Origin of the sequence: Streptomyces sp. HUAS TT11 (assembly GCF_051553595.1) — a bacterium.
In the GTDB taxonomy this organism is placed as follows: domain Bacteria; phylum Actinomycetota; class Actinomycetes; order Streptomycetales; family Streptomycetaceae; genus Streptomyces.
Genome location: NZ_CP196184.1, coordinates 2,729,344 through 2,751,858, shown reverse-complemented (window position 1 = coordinate 2,751,858; position 22,515 = coordinate 2,729,344). Strand labels below are relative to the sequence as shown.

Genomic DNA, 22,515 nt, shown 5'->3' with positions numbered 1-22,515 from the left:
CGCATTGTCAGTGGCAGGCGTTAGCGTCTTTGACGTGAAGCGATCGACTCAAGCAAACCGGGTGGAACCCATGGCAGGAACCGACCGCGAGAAGGCTCTCGAGGCCGCGCTCGCACAGATTGAACGGCAATTCGGCAAGGGCGCGGTCATGCGCATGGGCGAGCGGTCGAGGGAGCCCATCGAGGTCATCCCGACCGGGTCGACCGCACTCGACGTGGCCCTCGGTGTCGGTGGGCTGCCGCGTGGCCGTGTGGTGGAGATCTACGGACCGGAGTCCTCCGGTAAGACGACCCTGACCCTGCACGCGGTGGCGAACGCTCAGAAGGCCGGCGGACAGGTCGCCTTCGTGGACGCCGAGCACGCCCTCGACCCCGAGTACGCGCGCAAGCTGGGCGTCGACATCGACAACCTGATCCTCTCCCAGCCGGACAACGGCGAACAGGCGCTGGAGATCGTGGACATGCTCGTCCGCTCCGGTGCGCTCGACCTCATCGTCATCGACTCCGTCGCCGCGCTCGTCCCGCGGGCGGAGATCGAGGGCGAGATGGGCGACAGCCACGTGGGTCTGCAGGCCCGTCTGATGAGCCAGGCCCTGCGGAAGATCACCAGCGCGCTCAACCAGTCCAAGACCACGGCGATCTTCATCAACCAGCTGCGCGAGAAGATCGGCGTGATGTTCGGCTCCCCCGAGACCACGACGGGTGGCCGCGCGCTGAAGTTCTACGCCTCGGTGCGTATCGACATCCGCCGCATCGAGACCCTGAAGGACGGCACGGAGGCGGTCGGCAACCGCACGCGCTGCAAGGTCGTGAAGAACAAGGTCGCCCCGCCCTTCAAGCAGGCCGAGTTCGACATCCTCTACGGGCAGGGCATCAGCCGCGAGGGCGGCCTGATCGACATGGGCGTCGAGCACGGCTTCGTCCGCAAGGCCGGCGCCTGGTACACGTACGAGGGCGACCAGCTCGGCCAGGGCAAGGAGAACGCGCGCAACTTCCTGCGCGACAACCCCGACCTGGCCAACGAGATCGAGAAGAAGATCAAGGAGAAGCTGGGCGTCGGCGTCCGTCCCGAGGAGCCCTCCGCCGAGCCGGCCGTGGACGCGGCGGGTGCCGCACCCGCGGGCGAGGACGCCGCCAAGTCGGTGCCCGCCCCGGCGGCCAAGGGTGCCAAGGCCAAGGCCCCGGCGGCCAAGAGCTAGCCCATGACACGACGAACCGACTGGGCCGAGTACGCACACCCCGTCGCCCCGCAGGGCAGGGGGAACCGGGGCGACGGGGGGTCGGCCGGGGGCGGTGACGCGGGGCCGGACGGTGTGCGCGGCGAGGCGGACGCCCATGACGAGGGCGCTCCGTACGGGGGCGGGCGGGCACGCGGGCGACGAGGGCGAGGGCGGCGGCGCGGATTCGGGGATCCGGCCGAGGGCCCACAGGACGGAGGTTCCTTCCACTCGTCGAGGGCCGAGGAGGGGGAGCCCCCGGGGGACCCGGTCGAGCGGGCGCGGGCGATCTGTCTGCGCCTGCTCACCGGGACCCCACGCACGCGGAAGCAACTCGCGGACGCCCTGCGCAAGCGGGAGATCCCCGAGGACGTGGCGGACCAAGTGCTGTCACGGTTCGTGGAAGTGGGCCTGATCGACGACGGCGCCTTCGCGGACGCCTGGGTGGAGTCCCGGCACCACGGACGGGGACTGGCCCGCCGGGCGCTCGCGCAGGAGCTGCGCACGAAGGGCGTGGACACCTCGCTCATCGACGAAGCGGTGGGGCAGCTCGACTCCGAACAGGAGGAGGCCACCGCGCGTGAACTCGTCGCGCGCAAGCTGCGCGCGACACGGGGCTTGGACCGCGACAAGCGCCTGCGCCGCCTTGCGGGCATGCTCGCCCGCAAGGGCTACTCCGAGGGTATGGCTCTGCGGGTGGTCCGCCAGGCACTGGAGGCCGAGGGGGAGGAGACAGACGGCCTGGAGGACGAGGGGCACTGAACCCCGCCGCTCGGCGCCCCGGTTCCCGGCTGCCCGAAGCACAGTGGCGACGGGCATCGGACACGGCTCGGTAGTGCCCGCGGAGAACTCGGCGGCCGGTCCGCCCCGGATACGTGGCTACGTCGTGACCGGCAGGCCGGCGTCCCTCCAGGCCTGGAAGCCGCCCACCAGGTCCGTGGCACGCCGCAGGCCGAGTTGGCGCAGGGACACGGCGGCCAGGCTGGAGGCGTAGCCCTCGTTGCAGATGACGACGACGCGCAGGTCGTGGCTCGTCGCCTCGGGGGCGCGGTGGCTGCCCTGGGGGTCGAGGCGCCATTCCAGTTCGTTGCGTTCGACGACGAGAGCGCTGGGGATCAGCCCGTCCCGGTCGCGCAGCGCCGCGTACCGGATGTCCACGAGCAGGGCTTCACCGGCCTGCGCGGCCTCGAAGGCGTCCGCCGCCTCCACCCTGTCGAGGTCCACGCGGACCCGTTCCAGGAGTTCGTCGATGCCCAGGGGCCGTTCGGATGCCGAGCTCAACTCCAGTCCTCCGGTCGCTCGACCTGCTCCAGCCGCAGCACCTGGCCGGTACGGCTGTAGCGGCGGATTTGCGGCAGGGGCGGGTAGTAGGCGTGCACCGAGACCGCGTGCCGGTCGGTGGACTCGTTGAGCACCTCGTGCACATGGTGCTGACCGAAGGAACGTCCGGTGCCGGCGGGCAGCCGCCGCTCCCGGTCGACCCCCTCGGTCAGTTCCAGGGTCTTCCAGCCGTCGGAGGGCAGCCGGGCCGCGAGTGAGTTCTCCTTGAGTTCGCCCGACGCGGTGACGAAGGCGCCGCACGAGTCGGCGTGGTCGTGCCAGCCGGTACCGGTGCCGGGCGGCCAGCCGATCAGCCAGGCCTCGCTGCCGCCGGGACCCTCCAGGCGCAGCCAGGTACGCCCTTCGGGGTCCAGCGGGAGGGAGTCGATCAGCTCCGCGTCGGCGGCCGTTCGGCGTACGAAGGCGAGCAGATCGGCCTGGGTGGGTGCCTGCGGCGGGGCGGAAACGGAAGCAGTGGGGGATGCAGACAACGGGTACCGTCCTGAGAGTTCGCGCGAGGCGCGCATCCGTCAGAGCACGGCGCGCGCAGGTGAAAGAAGCGAGATCAGCAGGACGGGCGACACACGCAGCCCGCATAGCGGACAAGGTCCATATGGACCCTCCGCCACAGGTGCACACAGGTGTCGCTCACGATCCGGAGTACACCATGGCGGTGCGGTGCGGTCAACCGACAGTCACCATGTGGACGCCATGGCCATCAGGTGTTCGACGCGGCGGGTCCTGCGCCTGACCCCATGTCATCGCAGGCCCCGCCGCCGCACCGTTACCCCGCGCTCGCGGCCGCCTTCGCCGCTGCCCGACCGCCCAGCGTCGCCTCCGCCGCCTGGTACAGATCCGCCGGGCGCACTCCGCCCAGTGCCGTGACCAGATGGCCGTCCGGGCGGATCAGGAGGACCGTGTGGGCGGCGGCGCCCGGGTAGCTCTCGGCGACCAGCAGTTCCGCGGGGTGCGGCAGGGCCGTCACCGCGGCGGCCAGCCGGGGCATGATCCCGGCCGACACCCAGTGCTTGCGCTCCCACACACCCGTGCCCGGAGCGACCAGCACCACCAGCAGCGATCCACGCCCCAGCCGGTCCCGCAGCCGTACGAACGAGCCGTCCTCCGCGGTGACCCGCACATCCACGACCGGCGCCCCGGGCTCGGTGCCCACCGGCACCGCCGCCTCGGTCGGGGCGGGCGCGAGCGTCGAGGCGCCGTAGGTTCCGGGAGCCCCGAGCGGGCCGCGCCCGAGGTGGCCGTCCGCGAGCAGCGCCTCCTGCCCACGGGCGGAGCCGGGCACGTACGAGCGCAGCCCTCCGCCGCCGCGCAGCAGGGGCAGCGCCTGGTCCGCGGCGCGCAGCCGGGCGGCGACCGCGGTCCGGCGCTCCGACTGGTAGCTGTCGAGCAGGGCCTCGTGCGGTCCGTGATGCCAGGCCAGCGCCAGCTTCCAGGCGAGGTTGTCGATGTCCCGCAGGCCCTCGTCCAGACCCTGGGTGCCGAGCGCGCCGAGCAGATGCGCGGAGTCCCCGGCGAGGAAGACCCGGCCGGAGCGCCAGCGGCGGGCGAGCCGGTGGTGGACGGTGTGCACCCCCGTGTCCAGCAGGTCGTACGCGGGGGTGGTGCCCCCGTTCCAGCCGGCCAGGGTCTCCCGGATGCGGGCGACCAGCAGTTCGGGCGTGACCAGGTCCTTGCCCGGCAGCAGCCAGTCCAGGCGCCATACGCCGTCCGGCAGGGGGCGTGCGGTGACCTCGCCGCCCGAAGGACCCGACGTCCGCCAGGGCGGCATCCGGTGCAGTAACGCCTCGCCGGTCCACGGCAGTTCGGTGCGCAGTGCCGCGACAGCGTGGCGCTCCACGGCCGTTCGGCCCGGGAAGCGGATGTCCAGGAGCTTGCGCACGGTCGAGCGCGGCCCGTCGCAGCCGACCAGATGGCTGCCGCGCCACCATATGGCGTTGGGTCCTCGGGTGTGCGCCGTCACGCCTGAGGGTTCCTGCTCCAGCAGGTCAAGCCGGCTCTCCACCGCGACCTTGACCAGTCGTTCGCCCGCGATGGCCTCGCGCAGGGCACCGGTGAGCACGTGCTGGGCGATGTGCAACGGGGCGGGACCCTCGACGGCCCGGGGCTCCTCGGCCGCCCCCGTGCGGTCGTCGAGGGCCCGTTCGAGCGTGGAGCCGTAGCCGCCCGGGCGGTCCTGCTCGGCACCGGGCGGTTCGAAGGCGACCTCACGGATCACCTGCTTGCGCCGCATCGACCGCCATCCGGTCCAGCGCAGTCCGTACTCGCCGAGCGGTAACCCGGTCAGCCGTTCCATCAGTGCGGCGGTGTCCTCGGGCAGTACGACCGTGCGCGCGGGTCGCTGCTCGTCCTTGCCGGGCCCCTCGTCGAGGACCACGGACGGCACCTCCTGGCGTGCCAGCGCAAGGGCGAGCGAAAGCCCCACAGGCCCCGCGCCGACGATGATCACCGGGTCCACGGCGTGGCGCCCCCTGTTCGTGGCGGTGTCCCGTGGGACGCCTGTGAACAGGAGGTTGGAGCAGGGTGCACGATCACAGAACGTATGCAACCTATTGCCGGTGCTTGCGTCAAGCTACCGAGGCAGCGGCGGCCGGGCCGCTGCTCCGGTGTCCTTCCCTCGGGTTGACAGCCTGTCAGGCCGCCACACCCGTCGACTCGGCGCCCGCCACCGCCGCAGGCGGCAGCACCGCGCCGGTGGACTTCTTGCCGCGCCGCAGCCGGCGCTCCAGCCAGCCCGCGAAGGTCGTGAGGCTGAAGTTGATCAACACGAAGATCAGTGCGACGACCGTGAAGCTGGCGATGGTGTTCGCGCCGTAGTACGAGCTCATCGTGTTGGCCGAGGCCAGCAGTTCGGAGAAGGTGAGGACGGCTCCGCCGAGTGCGGTGTCCTTCACGATCACAACGAGCTGACTGACGATGGCGGGCAGCATCGCGGTGACCGCCTGCGGCAGCAGGATGGACGTCATGGTCTGGGTCTTGCGCAGACCGATGGCGTGCGCGGCCTCCGTCTGGCCCTTGGGCAGGGCGAGGATGCCGGCCCGGACGATCTCCGCGAGCACGGAGGCGTTGTAGAGCACCAGGCCGGTGACGACGGCATAGAGCGGGCGGTCGTCCGAACTGACGCTGGTGTACTTGAAGAACAGTGCCACACCGAAGATCATCAGGATCAGCACGGGGATGGCCCGGAAGAACTCGACCACCACGGCGGCCGGAACCCGGATCCAGGCATGGTCGGACAGTCGCGCGATGCCGAAGACGGCGCCCAGCGGGAGCGCGATGATCATCGCCAGCGCCGCGGCGATCAGGGTGTTCTTCAGGCCGGGCAGGATGTACGTGGTCCACGCCTCCGTGCCGGCGAAGAACGGCTTCCACTTCTCCCAGTCCAACTGCCCCTTGTCGTCGAGGCTCTTGAACACCCACCAGCCGACCGCCGCGAGGACGAGCAGAAACACGATCGTGTAGAGGATGTTGCGCCGCTTGGCCCTGGGGCCCTGGGCGTCGTACAGCACGGAACTCATCGCTTCACCGCCACCTTCTTGCCCACCCAGCCGAGGATCAGTCCGGTCGGCAGTGTCAGGCACACGAAGCCGAACGCGAACACCGCCGAGATCAACAGCAGCTGGGCCTCGTTCTCGAGCATCTTCTTCATCAACAGGGCGGCCTCGGCCACGCCGATCGCGGCGGCGACCGTGGTGTTCTTGGTGAGGGCGATCAGCACGTTGGTCAGCGGGCCGACGACCGAGCGGAACGCCTGGGGCAGCACGATCAGTGTCAGGACCTGCGTGAAGCTCAGTCCGATGGCCCGGGCCGCCTCGGCCTGGCCGACCGGCACGGTGTTGATGCCGGCCCGGATCGCCTCGCAGACGAAGGCCGAGGTGTAGGCGATCAGACCGAGCACGGCGAGCCGGAAGTTGATGGTGTCGAAGTTGTGCGCACCGAGGCTGATGCCGAGGGTCTGGTTGAGGCCGAGCGAGGTGAACAGAATGATCACCGTGAGCGGGATGTTGCGCACGATGTTGACGTACGCGGTACCGAATCCGCGCATCAGGGGCACCGGACCGACGCGCATGGCGGCCAGCAGCGTTCCCCATATCAGGGAGCCGACGGCCGAGAGCAGGGTGAGCTGTACCGTCACCCAGAAGGCCCCCAGCAGGTCGTAACCTTCAAGAAAGTCGAACACGATCTCCCGCGCTTCCGCGTGTGGGTTGCCCCGGTGCGCCGCCCCCCGTGGGCGGCGCACCGGCCGGGCGATGACTCAGCTCTTGATGTCGCCGATCTTCGGGGCGGGCTCGTTCTTGTAGTTCGCGGGACCGAAGTTGGCCTGCACGGCCTTGTCCCAGGAACCGTCGGAGACCATGTCCTCGAGGGCCTTGTTGATCTTGTCCTTGAGGTCGCTGCCCTTCTTGACGCCGATGCCGTAGTTCTCGTTGGTCATCTTGAAGCCGCCGAGCTTGAACTTGCCCTTGAACTGGGCCTGGGAGGCGTAGCCGGCCAGGATCGAGTCGTCCGTGGTCAGCGCGTCGATGGCCTTGTTCTGCAGACCGGTGAGGCAGGCCGAGTACGTCGGGTACTGCTGCAGGTCGGCCTTGGGCGCCAGCTTGTCCTTGACGTTCTGGGCCGAGGTCGAACCGGTCACCGAGCACAGCTTCTTGCTGTTGAGGTCCGCCGGCGCCTTGATCGCGCTGTCGTCGGCACGGATCAGAACGTCCTGGTGGGCGAGCAGGTAGGGGCCGGCGAAGTCGACCTTCTGCTGGCGCTCCGGGGTGATCGAGTACGAGGCGGCGATGAAGTCCACGTCACCGCGCTGCAGCATGGTCTCGCGGTCGGCGCTCTTGGACTCCTTCCACTCGATCTGGTCCTCGTTGTAACCGAGCTTCTTCGCCACGTACTTGGCGACGTCGACGTCGAAACCGGAGTAACCCTGCGGCGTCTTCTGGCCGATACCGGGCTGGTCGAACTTGATGCCGACGGTGACCTTCTTGCCGCCGCCCGAGCCGCTGTCGTCCTTGTCGCCCGAGCCACAGGCGGTCGCCGCGACGGCGAGCGCGAGCACGGCGGCCGAGGCGGCGGTGACCTTGCGGAGCTTCATGGTGAACATCCTTTGCGTGGTGAAGAGATGCGGGCCCGGGGCCCGTGAGGAGGGCCACCGGTGGCGGACGCCCCGGCCGCCGTGGAGAGGGGGTGGGCCGTCAGTGGTGCAGGATCTTCGACAGGAAGTCCTTCGCCCGGTCACTGCGCGGGTTGCTGAAGAACTGGTCCGGCGTGGCCTCTTCGACGATGCGGCCGTCGGCCATGAAGACCACGCGGTTGGCGGCGGAACGGGCGAAGCCCATCTCGTGCGTGACGACGACCATGGTCATGCCGTCCCGGGCGAGCTGCTGCATGACTTCCAGCACCTCGTTGATCATCTCGGGGTCCAGGGCGGAGGTCGGCTCGTCGAAGAGCATGACCTTCGGGTCCATCGCCAGCGCGCGGGCGATCGCGACACGCTGCTGCTGGCCGCCGGAGAGCTGTGCGGGGTACTTGTCCGCCTGGGTGCCGACCCCCACGCGGTCGAGCAGGCCGCGCGCCTTCTCCTCGGCCTTGCGCTTGTCCGTCCGGCGGACCTTGACCTGGCCCAGCATCACGTTCTCGAGCACCGTCTTGTGCGCGAAGAGGTTGAAGGACTGGAACACCATGCCGACGTCGGCGCGCAGCCGGGCCAGCTCGCGGCCCTCGTCGGGCAGCGGCTTTCCGTCGATCAGGATGGTGCCGGAGTCGATCGCCTCCAGGCGGTTGATGGTGCGGCACAGAGTGGACTTCCCCGACCCCGAGGGGCCGATGACCACGACGACCTCGCCACGGGCGATGGTCAGGTCGATGTCCTGGAGCACGTGCAACGCGCCGAAGTGCTTGTTCACGCTGCTCAGGACGACCAGATCGTCGGTCGCGGCCACCGAGTCCTTGGCCACCGATACTTCGGTCATGTGCTCACTGGCTCCGTCCTCGCTCGGTTTCGGAGGAGAGTAGTAAGGCCGTACGACCAGCGTCATTACATCTGAGGGAGATCTGAGCATCACAATCCGGTAGCGGCCGGGCACGATCCGTAGTACGCGTGCGAGGAGCGCGTACCGGCTGGATAACGGAAGCCCTCCGCAACCCGAAGCCTCTTGACGCCGTCCTTGTTCATCGGGGTGACTGCCATGGTGCACGCGCGCGGGTGACCGCGTTCGCGTGATCGACGCTTTCCGGTACAAGACGTGAGCACGTACACGTACGGGCCGGGAGCGGAACCGTAGGGCCGAGCAACCGGAGGGGGCCGGGCATGAGACTGCTTCTTGTCGAGGACGACAACCACGTCGCGGCCGCCCTGTCCGCGGTGCTGGCCCGGCACGGATTCGACGTCACACACGCCCGCAGCGGCGAGGAGGCGCTCCAGGCACTGGTGCCCGAGGGCGCCGGCTTCGGTGTCGTCCTGCTCGACCTCGGCCTGCCGGACCAGGACGGCTACGAGGTCTGCGCGAAGATCCGCAAGCGCACCAGCACCCCGGTGATCATGGTGACCGCGCGCTCGGACGTGCGCTCCCGGATCCACGGCCTCAACCTGGGCGCCGACGACTACGTGGTCAAGCCGTACGACACCGGGGAACTGCTCGCACGTATCCATGCCGTCAGCCGGCGCACCCCCCTGCTGGACGACACGGGCGCCACCGAGACCGCGCTGCGCCTCGGCTCCGTGCACATCGAACTCCCCACGCGCCGCGTCAGTGTGGACGGTGCGGTGATACAGCTGACCCGCAAGGAGTTCGACCTGCTGGCCCTGCTCGCCCAGCGCCCGGGTGTGGTCTTCCGCCGCGAGCAGATCATCAGCGAGGTGTGGCAGACCAGCTGGGAGGGGACCGGGCGCACCCTCGAGGTGCATGTCGCCTCCCTGCGATCCAAGTTGCGCATGCCCGCGCTGATCGAGACCGTGCGCGGCGTCGGGTACCGGCTCGTCGCCCCGGCGGCCTAGCGGGGGGGGCGGGTGGGCGCACGACTGCTCCCGCTGCTCATCGTCCTGATGGCCGCCGTGCTGCTCGCACTGGGCGTGCCCCTCGCGGTGAGTCTCGCGGCCGCCCAGCAGCAACGGGTCGTCGTCGATCGCATCGACGACACCGCTCGCTTCGCGGGCCTCGCCCAGTACGTCACCGACAGGCCGGGGCCGACCGGCTCCCGGGTGGACGACACGGACGAGCGCGGCGAGACGCTGCGCAAGGAACTCGCCAAGTACTACAGCGTGTACGGCATTCGGGCCGGTGTCTTCTACCGCGACGACGTACCCATGGCCAACGCGCCGGGGAACTGGTATCTGCCGCAACGGGGGGAGGGCCGCGACGCCTTCAACGAGGCGCTCCTCGGGCGCCGCAGCCACGACCCCGAGCAGGTGTGGCCCTGGCAGCGCTCCCGGCTCGTGGTCGCCTCCCCGGTCATCCGCGACGGCGACGTCGTCGCGGTCGTGGTCACCGACTCGCCCACCGGGCAGATGCGGTCGAAGACGCTGCACGGCTGGCTCCTCGTCGGCGCGGGAGAGGTGGCCGCGATGCTGCTCGCCGTGGGCGCGGCGCTGCGCCTGACCGGCTGGGTCCTCAGACCGGTGCGCGTCCTGGACGCGACCACCCACGACATCGCGACCGGTCGCCTGAAGTCCCGTGTCGCCGCGGCGGGCGGACCACCGGAACTCAGGCGCCTGGCCAGGTCGTTCAACGAAATGGCGGACAACGTCGAGGAGGTCCTGGAGCAGCAGCGCGCCTTCGTCGCCGACGCCTCACACCAGTTGCGCAACCCGCTCTCCGCGCTGCTGCTGCGCATCGAGTTGCTCGCTCTCGAACTGCCCGAGGGCAACGAGGAGATCGCCTCGGTCCGCACCGAGGGCAAACGGCTCGCCGAAGTCCTGGACGATCTGCTCGACCTGGCGCTCGCCGAGCACGCCGAGGCCGATCTCCGGCTCACCGACATCGGTGCGCTGGCCGCCGAGCGGGTCGCGGCCTGGGGCCCGGCCGCGGAGGCCAAGGGGGTGCGGCTCGTCGGGAACTGCCCGCCCACCACCGCCTGGGCCGACCCCGTCACGCTGTCCAGCGCCCTGGACGCCGTCATCGACAACGCGGTGAAGTTCACGCCCGAGGGGGAGCGTGTCGGCGTGACGGTCGCGGCCGGCGGCGAGAGCGCGATGGTCGTGGTCACGGACGGGGGCCCGGGACTCGGTGACGAGGAACTCGCCCGCGTCGGCGACCGCTTCTGGCGCAGCCCGGCCCACCAGAACATCAAGGGTTCCGGCCTCGGCCTGTCGATCTCGCGGGCGCTGCTCGAGGCGGGCGGCGGGTCGATCTCGTACGGGCATCACGAGCCGCACGGACTGAAGGTGACGGTCGAAGTGCCGCGGGCGGGGACGCCGGACGGCCGCGCGACGCGGGCATGATCCGGACGACAGGCTCTACGGCTTGATCGACCGGTAGTACCGGCGCGCACCCTCGTGCAGATCCAGGGGGTCCGTGTAGATGGCCGTGCGCAGGTCGACCAGCTGGGCCGCGTGCACCTGCGCGCCGATCCGGTCCCGGCTGTCGATCACCGTGCGAGTGAGCTTCTCCGTCAGGTCCGCGTCCATGTCCTGGCGGGTCATCAGCAGGTTGGCGACGGCCACGGTCTGCACGGAGGACCCCTGTTCGGAGTCCGGGTAGGCGTCGGCGGGCATCACCGCGGCCCGGTAGTAGCGTGACGCCCCGCCCTGTGCGTGGAGCTTCGCGACCAGATCAGCGCCGATCGGCACCAGTCGGATCGCGGTGTTCTGCGAGAGTTCGGTGACCGCGCCGGTGGGGAGCCCGCCGGACCAGAAGAACGCGTCGATCTTGTGCCGCTGCAGCAGCCGGGGCATGGTCCCGATGCCGTCGGACAAGGGCTCGATGTCCTTCTCCGGGTCGAGCCCGGCCGCCTCGAGCACGTTGTCCGCGATCAGCCGCACGCCCGAACCGGTCGGTCCCACGGCGACCTTGCGGCCCTTCAGGTCCGCCACGGACCGCACGGGGGACGAGCGCGGCACCACGAGGTGGACGTAGTCGTCGTAGAGCCGGGCGCAGCCGCGCAGCCGGCCGGCCCCGGGCTTCTTCTCCAGCTTGTAGGACTCCACCGCGTCGGCCGCCGCGATCGTGAAGTCCGCCTCTCCCGTCGCCACCCGTCGCACGTTCTCCTGCGACCCGTCGCTGTCCCGCAGCCGGACGTCCAGTTTCGGCATGTCCTTGGCGATCGCGCGCTGCAGCAGGATGCCGTACTTCTGGTAGACGCCGGTCGGGGTGCCCGTACTGAAGGTGACCGTGGCGCTCGGGGCCTCCTCGCCGAGCGGCAGCAGCCACCACAGCAGCAGCCCGAAGACCGTGAGCGCGGCCGCCGAGCCCAGCAGCGCGCGGCGTCGGCCGATCCGGGGGAGTGCCTGCAACATGCGCGCGATCCTGCCAGGCCGCGGGCCCTCTGACCAGGGCGGGGGCCGCGGCCTTGCAGGCGGGCCGGCGCGGGCGGCCGGTAGGGTCACCGGATGCGCCCTTCCCCCGCCTCCCTCGTCCGTGAGTTCCACCTGGCCTTCGGCCTGGATGTCCGCACCGTGCCGACGGAGGTCTCCCCGGATCTGGCCGCGCACCGTGGAGAGCTGCTCGCCGAGGAGGCCGAGGAGGTCGCGGAGGTGGCCGTCACCGGCCCGCTCGACCGGCTCGCGCACGAGCTGGCCGACCTGGTGTACGTGGCCTACGGCACGGCACTCGTGCACGGCATCGACCTCGACGCGGTGATCGCCGAGATCCACCGCGCCAACATGACCAAGATCGGCCCGGACGGCGCGGTCTCCCGCCGGGCCGACGGCAAGGTCCTCAAGGGCGACCACTACCGCGCCCCGGACGTCACCGCGATCCTGCGCGAGCAGGGCTGGACAGCCCCGGAGTCGTAGGGGCGGGCGGGCCCGCGCGGCGGGTTCCGACCCGCGGGCCCGTCTTCGAAGGCCACCTGGACCGTCACGGCTCCCACCGCATGAACCGGTGGGAGGAGGAGCACGGTGGCGGTGGTTTCCAGGAGCCGTCCGCCGGGGTGCCGGCGGAGGCGGCCGTTGCCGAGCCGCCGTCCGCCGGATGGGAGCCGTCGGTCAGGGGCTCGCGCAGTCGTAGCCGTAGGCCAACGGTTCGTCGTGTACGCCGGGATGGCGTCGGTAGAGGTACACGGCCTCCACCCGGACACCGTCCTCCGGGGCCTCGACCCGGCAGGGGTAGGTCACCTGCAACACCGAGGGACGGCCTGCGACCTGCATGTGCAGGCCGTCGGCGGGCCCTCCCGCGAGGACCGCAGTCTCCCACTTCGTCGCGATGTGAAGATCCATGGCTGTACTTTAAAGTTGCGCAAAGTCCGCAGTGTTGTGAGTTCTGCCACGTGGTTGCCCGTCGCGAGGCGCCGCACGGTCTACGACTGCGGCGGATCCGTCGGCGCGGAGGTGTCGAGCACCTCCAGCAACGCCCGCAGCGGCGCGCTCGCGCGGCGGGTCGCGGAGACCGCGACCGAAAGCGTCCACCGCAGGGAGGGGTCCGCCAGGGGCAGGACGGCGAGCCCCCTGCTGTCCACCCCGGACGTGCTGTCGTGCAGGAAGGCGACGCCCAGTCCGGCCCGCACGTAGGAGGCGACGGTGCCGACGTCGGTCGCCTCCAGCACCACCTGCCGATGCAGCCCGGCGCGGGCGAAGGCGCGATCCGTCACCTCGCGGTTGCCGTAACCGGGTGGGGTGTCGACGAACGGCTCCTCGACCAGTTCCGTCAGCTCACGCGGCCCGTCCGACCGGGCCAGCGGGTGGTCGGCCGGAACGAGGAGCGCCATCGGCGCGGTGTAGATCTCGCGCACCCGCAGTCCGGCCGGGGGATCGCCGGGCAGGGAGACGAAGGCCAGGTCCAGGCTGCCCGAGAGCAGCCGCTCCACGAGTCCGGCCGATCCGCGGGGGGACACCGCGAGCCTCAGTGTCACCGCCGGGTGCAACCGGTGGAAGCGTCCCAGCAGTTGTGGGAGGTCGGGACGGACGAGTGAGGTGAACGTCCCGATGTGCAAGGTGCCCTGCAGCCGCCCCTCGCTCAGCTGCGCCGCCTCGCGTGCTGCCCGGGCGGCGTCCAGGGTGTTCCGGGCCTCGGGCAGCAGGGCGGTACCCGCCGAGGTGAGGGTGACGCGCTGGGAGGACCGTTCGAACAGGGTCGGACCGAGCTCCCGCTCCAGTGAGCGGATCGCCGCCGAGACGGCCGACTGGACCACGTGCAGCCGCTCCGCCGCGCGCGTGAAGCTCAGCTCCTCCGCGACGGCGACGAAGTACTCCAGCTGTCGCAGCTCCATGGGCCGATTATGGCCGGACCACCCCGTCCGTGCATCTGTGTCCCTGATGGGAGCACCGGGGGAGATCGCCTGCGCTTGATGCTCGCTGCCCCTCGGCGCGGGCGTCAGCGCCCGGCGGGACCCCGCCCCGGTGCAGGGGCCGGAGGCCGGGCGGGGGAGCACCCGTCGACCGGGGTGGGCGCACTGCGGCAACCACCTACTCTTGAGCCATGACCAGCAGCAGCGACCGGAGCCCGGCAGTGGACGTTCCCAGCACTATGACGTACGAGATCCGAACCTACGGGTGCCAGATGAACGTCCACGATTCCGAGCGATTGTCCGGGCTGCTCGAAGAGGCCGGCTATGTGCGCGCGCCGGAGGGGTCCGACGGCGACGCAGATGTCGTCGTCTTCAACACCTGTGCCGTCCGCGAGAACGCCGACAACCGGCTCTACGGCAACCTCGGCCGCCTCGCGCCGAAGAAGGCCCAGCGGCCCGGCATGCAGATCGCCGTCGGCGGCTGCCTCGCGCAGAAGGACCGCGACACCATCGTGAAGAAGGCGCCCTGGGTGGACGTCGTCTTCGGTACGCACAACATCGGCAAGCTGCCCGTCCTGCTCGAACGCGCCCGTGTGCAGGAGGAGGCGCAGGTCGAGATCGCCGAGTCGCTGGAGGCCTTCCCCTCGACGCTGCCCACGCGCCGCGAGAGCGCGTACGCGGCATGGGTGTCGATCTCCGTCGGCTGCAACAACACCTGCACCTTCTGCATCGTCCCGGCCCTGCGCGGCAAGGAGAAGGACCGCCGGCCCGGCGACATCCTCGCGGAGGTCGAGGCACTGGTCGCCGAGGGCGTCTCCGAGATCACGCTGCTCGGGCAGAACGTGAACGCGTACGGCTCCGACATCGGCGACCGCGAGGCCTTCAGCAAGCTGCTGCGCGCCTGCGGGCGGATCGAGGGGCTGGAGCGGGTCCGGTTCACCTCGCCGCACCCGCGCGACTTCACCGACGACGTCATCGCGGCCATGGCGGAGACGCCGAACGTGATGCCCCAACTGCACATGCCGCTGCAGTCCGGGTCGGACACGGTCCTGAAGGCGATGCGCCGCTCGTACCGTCAGGAGCGCTACCTGGGGATCATCGAGAAGGTGCGGGACGCCATCCCGCACGCCGCGATCACCACCGACATCATCGTGGGCTTCCCCGGCGAGACCGAGGAGGACTTCGAGCAGACGCTGCACGTGGTGCGCGAGGCGCGGTTCGCTCAGGCCTTCACCTTCCAGTACTCCAAGCGGCCCGGCACGCCCGCCGCCACGATGGACGACCAGATCCCCAAGGAGGTCGTCCAGGCGCGCTACGAGCGGCTCGTGGCCCTCCAGGAGGAGATCTCCTGGGACGAGAACAAGAAGCAGGTCGGCCGCACCCTCGAGCTGATGGTCGCCGAGGGCGAGGGCCGCAAGGACGGCGCGACCCACCGGCTGTCCGGGCGCGCCCCCGACAACCGCCTGGTGCACTTCACCAAGCCGGACGAGGAGGTGCGCCCCGGTGACGTGGTGACGGTGGAGATCACGTACGCCGCCCCGCACCATCTGCTCGCCGAGGGCCCGGTCCTGGGAGTGCGCCGTACGCCCGCGGGTGACGCGTGGGCGAGGCGGAACGCCGGGGAGGCCGCCAAGCCGGCCGGTGTGATGCTGGGACTGCCGCAGATCGGCGTTCCCGCGCCCCTGCCCGTGGCCGCCGGCTGCGGCTGCGACTGACCGGCCCGTCCGCCACCGACGTGCGCGGGGTCTGTCGGCCCCGCGCCGCCGCGCCCGGCGTCAGCGGGCGTGCCGCCGTTCCGCGGTGCACGCGGGGGAGTGACGCGTCCCGCTGCGGCGGGGTTACGCTGCGGATCATGCTTGTCGCCGCCGCCGTGTGCCCGTGTCCGCCGCTGCTCGTGCCCGAGGTCGCCGCGGGGGCGGCGCCCGAACTCGACGGCGCCCGCGCCGCGTGCGTGGACGCGCTGGGTGTGCTCGCGGCGGCCCGCCCCGACCGGCTGGTGGTCGTCGGCCCCGGCGACACGGGCACCTACCCGGAGGGCACCCCGGGCTCCTTCAGCGGGTTCGGCGTCGACGTCGACGTACGGCTGGGTGCGGGCGGCACGGACCCGGCGGCGTCCGGGGCCCGGCTCCCGACCCCGCTCGCCGTCGCGGCCTGGCTGCTGCGGCGCACGGGCTGGGCGGACTCACCCGTCGAAGGGGCGAGCGTCGCGGAATCCCTCCCCCCGCGGCGGTGCGCCGAGGTGGGAGCCGAGCTCGCCGGACGGGACGGGCGGGTGGCCCTGCTGGTCATGGGCGACGGCAGCGCGTGCCGCACCCTCAAGGCGCCGGGCTACCTGGACGAGCGCGCGGCGGGTTTCGACGCACAGGTCGCACACGCCCTCGGGGACGCGGACGTGGCAGCCCTGCGGGCGCTGGACGTGGAGCCGGCCCGGGAGCTGAAGGCGTGCGGCCGGGCCCCCTGGCAGATCCTCGCGGGTGCGGCCGTGGGCGCGGATCTCTCCGGCGCGCTCCTGTACGACGACGCGCCGTACGGGGTGGGCTACTTCGTGGCGGCCTGGTCGTAGCGCAAGCCCCGGAGCGGCCGACGTCCCCGCAGGGGGACGGCCGTGAGGCGGTTCGCCCCGCGGCCGTCCGCCGAGGCGCCCCCGATGTCCGGGGCCTGCTCAGGAAGCCGTGGGCGGCGGTGCGTCCGGTGGCGTCCCGTCGCCGCCCGCCGGGCCGGTCTCCCGGTGCGCAATGCGCTCCATGGCGTCCTTGGCCTTGTCCGTGCCGGTGTGGATCTTGTCGCTGTACTTGCCCTTGGTCCTCTCGTCGATCACCTTTGCGGCCTTTTCGAGGCCGCGATCGACCTTGCCCTCGTGCTGCTGCGCGAACTCCGAGACCTTGGCTTTCAGATTGTCCACGAGACGCATGATCCACCTTCCCTTGCGGGGGCAGTTATCCGGGGGCGCCCTCGTCGGCCTCGCTGTCGACGGCCTTCTCGGCGGACTGCTGCTTCGGGATCCCGACGGCCTGGTCGGCGGCCCGGGTGGACACCTCCACCGCGCCCTCCGACCCGGCTGTGGACGCGGTCGCGTCCGCCTCGCCGGGCGCCTCCGCCCCGGCCGGGGCCGTCGGCCGTGTGGCCTCCACCGCGGCGGACCGGTCCTCCTCCGTCGTCCTCGGCCTCCGGAAAAGCCGTCCAAAAACGCCCATATCAACTCCATACATTACTCGTGCGGGCGAAATACCGTGCAGCTCGGGGCGTCCGATTGCGTCACCCGGGTCGTTCGTCCTCGCGCCGGCGGCCGGACCTCGCAACGGGCAACGAAGTCGCCTCGGGGGCGTCACGTAACTCGTTCGAAGCAGGGTTCGCGGGTTTGGGAGACTGTTGCGGTGAGTAGTGCACCCCCCGCACCGCGGGTCATCGCCGTCGTCGGACCGACCGCGGCCGGAAAGTCCGATCTGGGCGTGTTCCTGGCGCAGCGCCTCGGTGGCGAGGTCGTCAACGCCGACTCCATGCAGCTCTACCGGGGGATGGACATCGGCACCGCCAAGCTGACGCCCGAGGAGCGCGGCGGTGTGCCGCACCACCTGCTGGACATCTGGGACGTGACGGTGACCGCGTCCGTGGCCGAGTACCAGCGCCTCGCCCGCGACCGGATCGACGCGCTGCTGGCCGAGGGCCGCTGGCCCGTCCTCGTGGGCGGATCCGGACTGTATGTGCGCGGTGCGGTCGACAATCTCGAGTTCCCGGGGACCGACCCGGAGGTGCGCGCCCGTCTCGAGGAGGAGCTCACGGTGCGTGGTCCGGGGGCGCTGCACGCGCGTCTGGCGGCCGCCGACCCGGAGGCCGCGCACGCGATCCTGCCGAGCAACGGCCGCCGGATCGTCCGTGCCCTCGAGGTCATCGAGATCACCGGGCGGCCCTTCACCGCCAACCTCCCGGGTCACGACTCGGTCTACGACACGGTCCAGATCGGGGTCGACGTGGCGCGTCCCGAGCTCGACGAGCGCATCGCGCTCCGGGTCGACCGGATGTGGGAGGCGGGACTCGTCGACGAGGTGCGCGCCCTGGAGCAGCAGGGGCTGCGAGAGGGCCGTACGGCATCACGCGCGCTCGGATATCAGCAGGTGCTCGCGGCGCTTGCCGGGGAGTGCACGCTGGAAGAGGCGCGCGCCGAGACCGTGCGCGCGACCAAGCGCTTCGCGCGCCGTCAGGATTCCTGGTTCCGCCGGGACCCGCGTGTGCACTGGCTCAGTGGTGCCGCCGCGGACCGTACGGAACTTCCGCACCTCGCGCTGGCGTTGGTCGAACGACCGGTTACAGCCTGATCACGTGATGGCATCGGGACGCTCGGGCCGTCATACGGGCCTCCGGCGGCATGCCATCATCGAGCTTCGATCGACCAAGTGGAGTCCGAGTTGGGAGGGCGCGTGGCGATGGAGGCCGGCCCTCGCGACACCGCACAAGGCGCGGAGTACGACAGCGCCGAGGGCGGGGAGCAGGGGCTCAGTTCCGACGGTCCCGATCAGGAGCCGCCGGGCGGTGTGACCGACGACGGACCGGGCGAGGACGAGCTGGCCGCGGGTCCCGAGGTGGAGGTCGAACTGCGGCCGCAGCGCCGGCTGCGGATCTGGCAGCTCGCCCCCATCGTGGGGCTGGCCGCGCTCGGCTCCCTGATGTTCGCCTTCCCCCTGGCCTTCGAGTTCGGCGACGGCGGTGCCGTGGTCGCCATGCTCGGACTGCTGATCTGCTCGTGCGCGGCCGGCTGGGGCATGATGGCCGCGCGCCGCGTCGGATACGCCTGGCCCGGTCTGTCACCGAGCGGCTCACGGCGGAGCGCCGACTGGCGGGTGGCCCTCGTCTACGCGGTGGTCGTCGCCGCGGTCGTGGTGCTGGCCGTGTGGCGCGTGGCCAGACTGCGCTGACGCCGCGGTCCGCGGCGCGGTCCGGTCGGCGCGGTCCGGTGGCCGGGACCGCCCACCGCGGGGTGTCGGGGCAACCCCGTACGATCGAGGAATGAGCACGCGGATCGCCTTCCTCAAGGGTCACGGCACGGAGAACGACTTCGTGATCGTCCCCGACCCCGAGAACGTCATCGAGCTGCCCCCGGCCGCCGTCGCCGCCCTGTGCGACCGCCGCGCGGGCATCGGTGGCGACGGTCTGCTGCACGTCGTACGGTCCGCGGCGCACCCCGAGGCCCGTGCGATGGCGGCCGAGGCGGAGTGGTTCATGGACTACCGCAACGCGGACGGCTCGGTCGCGGAGATGTGCGGCAACGGCGTACGGGTCTTCGCACGCTACCTCCAGCGCGGCGGGTACGTGGCAGAGGGGGACCTCGCCGTCGCGACACGCGGGGGCGTGAAGACCGTGCACATCGCGAAGAGCGGGACCGGCGGCGACTCGGCCGAGGGGGACATCACCGTCGGCATGGGGAGGGCGGTCCTGCCCGGGGGAGACGTCGAGGTGAGCGTCGGCGAGCGCACCTGGCCGGCCCGCAACGTGAACATGGGCAACCCCCACGCGGTCGCCTTCGTCGACGACCTCGCGGACGCCGGCACCCTGTACGACGCGCCCCCCTTCCGCCCGGCGTCGGCCTACCCGGACGGGGTGAACGTGGAATTCGTGGTCGACCGGGCGCCCCGGCACGTCGCGATGCGTGTCCACGAGCGCGGTTCCGGCGAGACCCGCTCGTGCGGCACGGGTGCGTGCGCGGTGGCCGTCGCCACCGCACGCCGTGACGGTGCCGACCCGACCGTCACGGGTGTCCCGGCGACGTACACCGTGGACGTCCCGGGTGGCACCCTGGTGATCACCGAGCACCCGGACGGCGGGATCGAGATGACCGGGCCCGCGGTGATCGTCGCCGAGGGCGAGATCGACGCCGCGTGGCTCGCCGCCGTGACCCGCTGACGCGGGAGGCCCACGGGCTTCTGCCGGCCGGCGTGTCCCCGAGGGGTGAACGGGCGGCGCTGTGAAGCACGATGTGGCACACGCGCGAAGACACGCCATGGCGCCAAGTGGCTGGAATGCGCGGCCGTTCGCTTGATCGGACGACTCCGTATCGCAGACCGGAGAGACCCGGACGCTGTGATCCGAAGTTCCGGGGCGTGGGGGACGAGAGAATCGACGGTCCACCTCGTTGCCCCTGGCGAAAAACCGTAAACGTGCGGAACCTTCGCTCGAATGGGTGATCCGTTTCACGCTCGACGAGAGCCGGTCGGGCGCGCGTGATGGGCTCGGTAGCATCAAGCACCGGCCCGGACGGGGGATCGTCACCATCCCCTGCGCCGCGTACGCCATGGGGCACCCGTCCGCCGGTCGACGCAGCCGGAGGTGCCCAATGAGTGCGGAGGCCACGAACCCTGCCACGCCCGCCCCCGCCACACCGGGGACGCACCGCAGGAAGAGCCGCCCCCGGATCGATCTGCGCCGTCTGGGGCGGGCGGCCCTGCTGGGCCCGGCCACCCGCGACCGGCTGCCCGACGCCATCGGCCACGTCGCCGAGGCGCATCGTGCCCATTACCCCGACGCCGACCTCGAACCGCTGCGCCGCGCCTATCTGTTGGCGGAGTCCTCACACCGTGGGCAGATGCGCAAGAGCGGCGAGCCGTACATCACGCACCCCCTCGCCGTGACCCTCATCCTCGCCGAACTGGGCGCCGAGACGACCACGTTGACCGCCTCCCTGCTGCACGACACCGTCGAGGACACGGATGTCACTCTCGATCAGGTGCGCGAGGAGTTCGGCGAGGAGGTGCGCTATCTCGTCGACGGCGTCACCAAACTGGAGAAGGTCGACTACGGGGCGGCCGCCGAGCCCGAGACCTTCCGCAAGATGCTCGTGGCCACCGGAAGCGACGTCCGGGTGATGTCGATCAAACTCGCCGACCGGCTGCACAACATGCGCACCCTGGGCGTGATGCGCCGCGAGAAGCAGGAACGCATCGCCAAGGTCACCCGGGACGTGCTCATCCCGCTCGCCGAACGCCTCGGTGTCCAGGCGCTCAAGAGCGAACTCGAGGACCTCGTCTTCGCGGTGCTGCACCCCGAGGAGTACGAGCACACCAGGGAACTGATCGTCGAGAACGCCGCGCACGGCGACGACCCGCTCGCCGAGATGGCGGAGCAGGCGCGGGCCGTCCTGCGCGAGGCCGGGATCCAGGCCGAAGTCCTGATCAGACCACGGCACTTCGTCTCGGTCCATCGCATCTCGCGCAAGCGCGGCCGGCTGCGCGGCGCGGACTTCGGACGCCTGCTCGTCCTCGTGAACGAGGACGCCGACTGCTACGGGGTCCTCGGCGAACTGCACACCTGTATGACGCCGGTGGTCTCGGAGTTCAAGGACTTCATCGCGGTTCCCAAGTTCAACCTGTACCAGTCGCTGCACACCGCGATCGCGCGCGAGGACGGCGAGGTCGCCGAAGTCCTCATCCGCACGCACCAGATGCACAAGGTGGCCGAGGCGGGCGTGGTCGCGCTCGGCAATCCCTACGCCCCCGCCTCCGACGACCCGGCCGACGGCGAGCGGGCCGACCCCACCCGCCCGGGCTGGCTGTCCCGGCTTCTGGTGTGGCAGGAGGCGGCCCCGGACACCGACACCTTCTGGTCGACGCTGCGCGAGGACCTCGCTCAGGACCGGGAGATCACCGTGTTCCGGCCGGACGGGGGCGCGCTGGGGCTCCCGGAGGGCGCCAGCTGCGTGGACGCCGCGTACGCGCAGTACGGCGAGGACGCCCACGCCTGTATCGGGGCCCGCGTCAACGGCCGTCTGGCGACCCTGAGCACGGTGCTCAGGGACGGCGACACCGTGCAACTCCTCATGGGACAGGACCCGGCCTCGGAGCCGTCCCGGGAGTGGCTGGAGCACGCCCGCACACCGTCCGCACGCATCGCCATCCAGCGCCGGCTGTCGGCCCGTCAGGGGCCGGAGGGCCCGACCGAGGACGGGCTGGACCCGGGCGATGTGCGGTACCGCGCGGAGCCGTCGGCGGACGGCGGCGCGGCCCTCGGCCCTGCCTCCCGTCCGCCCGCGCTCCCCGCCCACCCCACCCCGGACGCCTCCGGTGTACCGGAGGCCAACGCCGTCGTCGATCTGCCCGGAGCCGCCGTACGCCTGGCGGGCTGCTGTACGCCCGTGCCTCCGGACGAGGTCACGGGCTTCGCCGTGCGCGGGGGTGTGGTGACCGTCCACCGCGTCGGATGCACGGGAGTGGCGCGCATGAAGAGCGCGGGCCGTGCGGAGGTCGGCGTGCACTGGGGCGAGACGACCGAGTGCCGCGTCACGCTCGTCGCCGAGTCCTTCGTCCGCCCCCACCTCCTCGCGGACCTCACCGAGGCGATCGCCCTGCTAGGCGTCGGGATCGTCTCGGCGACCGTCGAGCCGCCGAGCCAGCAGCGGGTGCGCCACACGTACACGCTCCAGCTTCCGGACGCCGCGCACCTGCCGGCCCTGATGCGGGCGATGCGGAACGTGGCCGGTGTTTATGACGTCGGCAGGGCGCAGCACCCCGCGGCCGCCCAGTAACGTTGTATGACAAGTGAGTTGAGGGTGGAACGCCGACGCTGAACCCGTTCGGGTGCGACTGTCGCGCGTCATCACCGCG

The 22,515-nt window shown here is 71.3% G+C and carries 24 protein-coding genes; 11 read left to right on the top strand and 13 right to left on the bottom strand.

What is annotated here, in order from left to right; translation table 11 throughout:
* Positions 1-70 precede the first annotated feature (70 nt).
* A complete protein-coding gene (gene recA, locus ACSHXN_RS12325; protein ID WP_355129704.1) occupies positions 71-1,198 on the top strand; it encodes a recombinase RecA in 1,128 nt (375 codons plus the stop codon).
* A 3-nt stretch (positions 1,199-1,201) separates the two neighbouring features.
* Positions 1,202-1,978, top strand: coding sequence for a recombination regulator RecX (gene recX, locus ACSHXN_RS12320; protein WP_438303097.1), 777 nt, complete (start codon positions 1,202-1,204; stop codon positions 1,976-1,978).
* Positions 1,979-2,095: 117 nt separating this feature from the next.
* Here the strand turns inward: recX and ACSHXN_RS12315 are convergent, their stop codons facing one another.
* From ACSHXN_RS12315 to ACSHXN_RS12280, 8 genes are all read right to left on the bottom strand, one after another.
* Positions 2,096-2,497 carry a rhodanese-like domain-containing protein gene (locus ACSHXN_RS12315; protein ID WP_438303096.1) on the bottom strand — a complete coding sequence of 134 codons (402 nt, stop codon included), beginning with the start codon at positions 2,495-2,497 and terminating at the stop codon, positions 2,096-2,098.
* Complete coding sequence (locus tag ACSHXN_RS12310) at positions 2,494-3,063, bottom strand: cysteine dioxygenase (RefSeq protein WP_355129698.1); 570 nt, start codon at positions 3,061-3,063, stop codon at positions 2,494-2,496. The genes ACSHXN_RS12315 and ACSHXN_RS12310 overlap by 4 nt, the downstream gene beginning before the upstream one ends.
* Before the next feature lie 38 nt (positions 3,064-3,101).
* Entirely contained in the window at positions 3,102-3,173 is a 72-nt protein-coding gene (locus ACSHXN_RS12305) for a putative leader peptide (protein ID WP_311710492.1), read from the bottom strand.
* A 147-nt stretch (positions 3,174-3,320) separates the two neighbouring features.
* Positions 3,321-5,009, bottom strand: coding sequence for an FAD-dependent monooxygenase (locus ACSHXN_RS12300; protein WP_356292200.1), 1,689 nt, complete (start codon positions 5,007-5,009; stop codon positions 3,321-3,323).
* Positions 5,010-5,184: 175 nt separating this feature from the next.
* Positions 5,185-6,069 (bottom strand): amino acid ABC transporter permease, encoded by an 885-nt coding sequence (locus tag ACSHXN_RS12295; RefSeq protein ID WP_355129694.1) that lies wholly within the window; start codon positions 6,067-6,069, stop codon positions 5,185-5,187.
* The gene (locus ACSHXN_RS12290; protein WP_059132068.1) at positions 6,066-6,731 is read right to left on the bottom strand and encodes an amino acid ABC transporter permease; all 666 of its coding nucleotides are present in this window, start codon (positions 6,729-6,731) and stop codon (positions 6,066-6,068) included. Before ACSHXN_RS12290 ends, ACSHXN_RS12295 begins: the two co-directional genes overlap by 4 nt.
* 75 nt (positions 6,732-6,806) lie before the next feature.
* Complete coding sequence (locus tag ACSHXN_RS12285) at positions 6,807-7,640, bottom strand: glutamate ABC transporter substrate-binding protein (protein ID WP_355129692.1); 834 nt, start codon at positions 7,638-7,640, stop codon at positions 6,807-6,809.
* A 100-nt stretch (positions 7,641-7,740) separates the two neighbouring features.
* Entirely contained in the window at positions 7,741-8,517 is a 777-nt protein-coding gene (locus ACSHXN_RS12280) for an amino acid ABC transporter ATP-binding protein (RefSeq protein ID WP_355129690.1), read from the bottom strand.
* 338 nt (positions 8,518-8,855) lie between these two features.
* On the opposite strand from ACSHXN_RS12280, the gene ACSHXN_RS12275 reads away from it, so the two are divergent.
* On the top strand, positions 8,856-9,542 hold the full coding sequence (locus ACSHXN_RS12275) for a response regulator transcription factor (protein ID WP_059132071.1): 687 nt from the start codon (positions 8,856-8,858) through the stop codon (positions 9,540-9,542).
* A gap of 12 nt (positions 9,543-9,554) precedes the next feature.
* Positions 9,555-10,985, top strand: coding sequence for a HAMP domain-containing sensor histidine kinase (locus ACSHXN_RS12270; RefSeq protein ID WP_355129688.1), 1,431 nt, complete (start codon positions 9,555-9,557; stop codon positions 10,983-10,985).
* A gap of 15 nt (positions 10,986-11,000) precedes the next feature.
* On the opposite strand, the gene ACSHXN_RS12265 is transcribed toward ACSHXN_RS12270, so the two are convergent.
* A complete protein-coding gene (locus tag ACSHXN_RS12265; RefSeq protein ID WP_438303092.1) occupies positions 11,001-11,999 on the bottom strand; it encodes a TAXI family TRAP transporter solute-binding subunit in 999 nt (332 codons plus the stop codon).
* A gap of 93 nt (positions 12,000-12,092) precedes the next feature.
* Between ACSHXN_RS12265 and ACSHXN_RS12260 the strand changes: the two genes are divergently transcribed.
* Positions 12,093-12,497, top strand: a complete 405-nt coding sequence (locus ACSHXN_RS12260; RefSeq protein ID WP_355129684.1) for a MazG nucleotide pyrophosphohydrolase domain-containing protein — start codon at positions 12,093-12,095, stop codon at positions 12,495-12,497.
* A 192-nt stretch (positions 12,498-12,689) separates the two neighbouring features.
* Here ACSHXN_RS12260 and ACSHXN_RS12255 read toward each other — a convergent pair whose 3' ends face one another.
* Complete coding sequence (locus tag ACSHXN_RS12255) at positions 12,690-12,920, bottom strand: hypothetical protein (RefSeq protein ID WP_355129682.1); 231 nt, start codon at positions 12,918-12,920, stop codon at positions 12,690-12,692.
* An 80-nt stretch (positions 12,921-13,000) separates the two neighbouring features.
* Positions 13,001-13,909 carry a LysR family transcriptional regulator gene (locus ACSHXN_RS12250; RefSeq protein WP_355129680.1) on the bottom strand — a complete coding sequence of 303 codons (909 nt, stop codon included), beginning with the start codon at positions 13,907-13,909 and terminating at the stop codon, positions 13,001-13,003.
* A gap of 209 nt (positions 13,910-14,118) precedes the next feature.
* Here ACSHXN_RS12250 and miaB point away from each other — a divergent pair, with 209 nt between their 5' ends.
* Complete coding sequence (gene miaB, locus ACSHXN_RS12245; protein ID WP_438303089.1) at positions 14,119-15,642, top strand: tRNA (N6-isopentenyl adenosine(37)-C2)-methylthiotransferase MiaB; 1,524 nt, start codon at positions 14,119-14,121, stop codon at positions 15,640-15,642.
* Positions 15,643-15,779: 137 nt separating this feature from the next.
* A complete protein-coding gene (locus ACSHXN_RS12240; protein WP_438303088.1) occupies positions 15,780-16,490 on the top strand; it encodes a class III extradiol dioxygenase subunit B-like domain-containing protein in 711 nt (236 codons plus the stop codon).
* A gap of 99 nt (positions 16,491-16,589) precedes the next feature.
* On the opposite strand, the gene ACSHXN_RS12235 is transcribed toward ACSHXN_RS12240, so the two are convergent.
* Both ACSHXN_RS12235 and ACSHXN_RS12230 read right to left on the bottom strand, forming a co-directional pair.
* Positions 16,590-16,838, bottom strand: a complete 249-nt coding sequence (locus ACSHXN_RS12235) for an antitoxin (RefSeq protein WP_059132078.1) — start codon at positions 16,836-16,838, stop codon at positions 16,590-16,592.
* 25 nt (positions 16,839-16,863) lie between these two features.
* Positions 16,864-17,058: a gliding motility protein gene (locus ACSHXN_RS12230; RefSeq protein WP_355129674.1), complete on the bottom strand. Its 195-nt coding sequence runs from the start codon at positions 17,056-17,058 to the stop codon at positions 16,864-16,866.
* A 243-nt stretch (positions 17,059-17,301) separates the two neighbouring features.
* Here ACSHXN_RS12230 and miaA point away from each other — a divergent pair, with 243 nt between their 5' ends.
* The 4 genes from miaA (at position 17,302) to ACSHXN_RS12210 (ending at position 22,436) form a co-directional block, all read left to right on the top strand.
* Positions 17,302-18,240: a tRNA (adenosine(37)-N6)-dimethylallyltransferase MiaA gene (miaA, locus tag ACSHXN_RS12225; protein ID WP_355129672.1), complete on the top strand. Its 939-nt coding sequence runs from the start codon at positions 17,302-17,304 to the stop codon at positions 18,238-18,240.
* A gap of 108 nt (positions 18,241-18,348) precedes the next feature.
* Complete coding sequence (locus tag ACSHXN_RS12220) at positions 18,349-18,837, top strand: hypothetical protein (protein ID WP_355129756.1); 489 nt, start codon at positions 18,349-18,351, stop codon at positions 18,835-18,837.
* A gap of 91 nt (positions 18,838-18,928) precedes the next feature.
* The gene (dapF, locus tag ACSHXN_RS12215) at positions 18,929-19,822 is read left to right on the top strand and encodes a diaminopimelate epimerase (protein ID WP_356292192.1); all 894 of its coding nucleotides are present in this window, start codon (positions 18,929-18,931) and stop codon (positions 19,820-19,822) included.
* 430 nt (positions 19,823-20,252) lie between these two features.
* Complete coding sequence (locus ACSHXN_RS12210) at positions 20,253-22,436, top strand: RelA/SpoT family protein (RefSeq protein ID WP_355129668.1); 2,184 nt, start codon at positions 20,253-20,255, stop codon at positions 22,434-22,436.
* Positions 22,437-22,515: the final 79 nt, after the last annotated feature.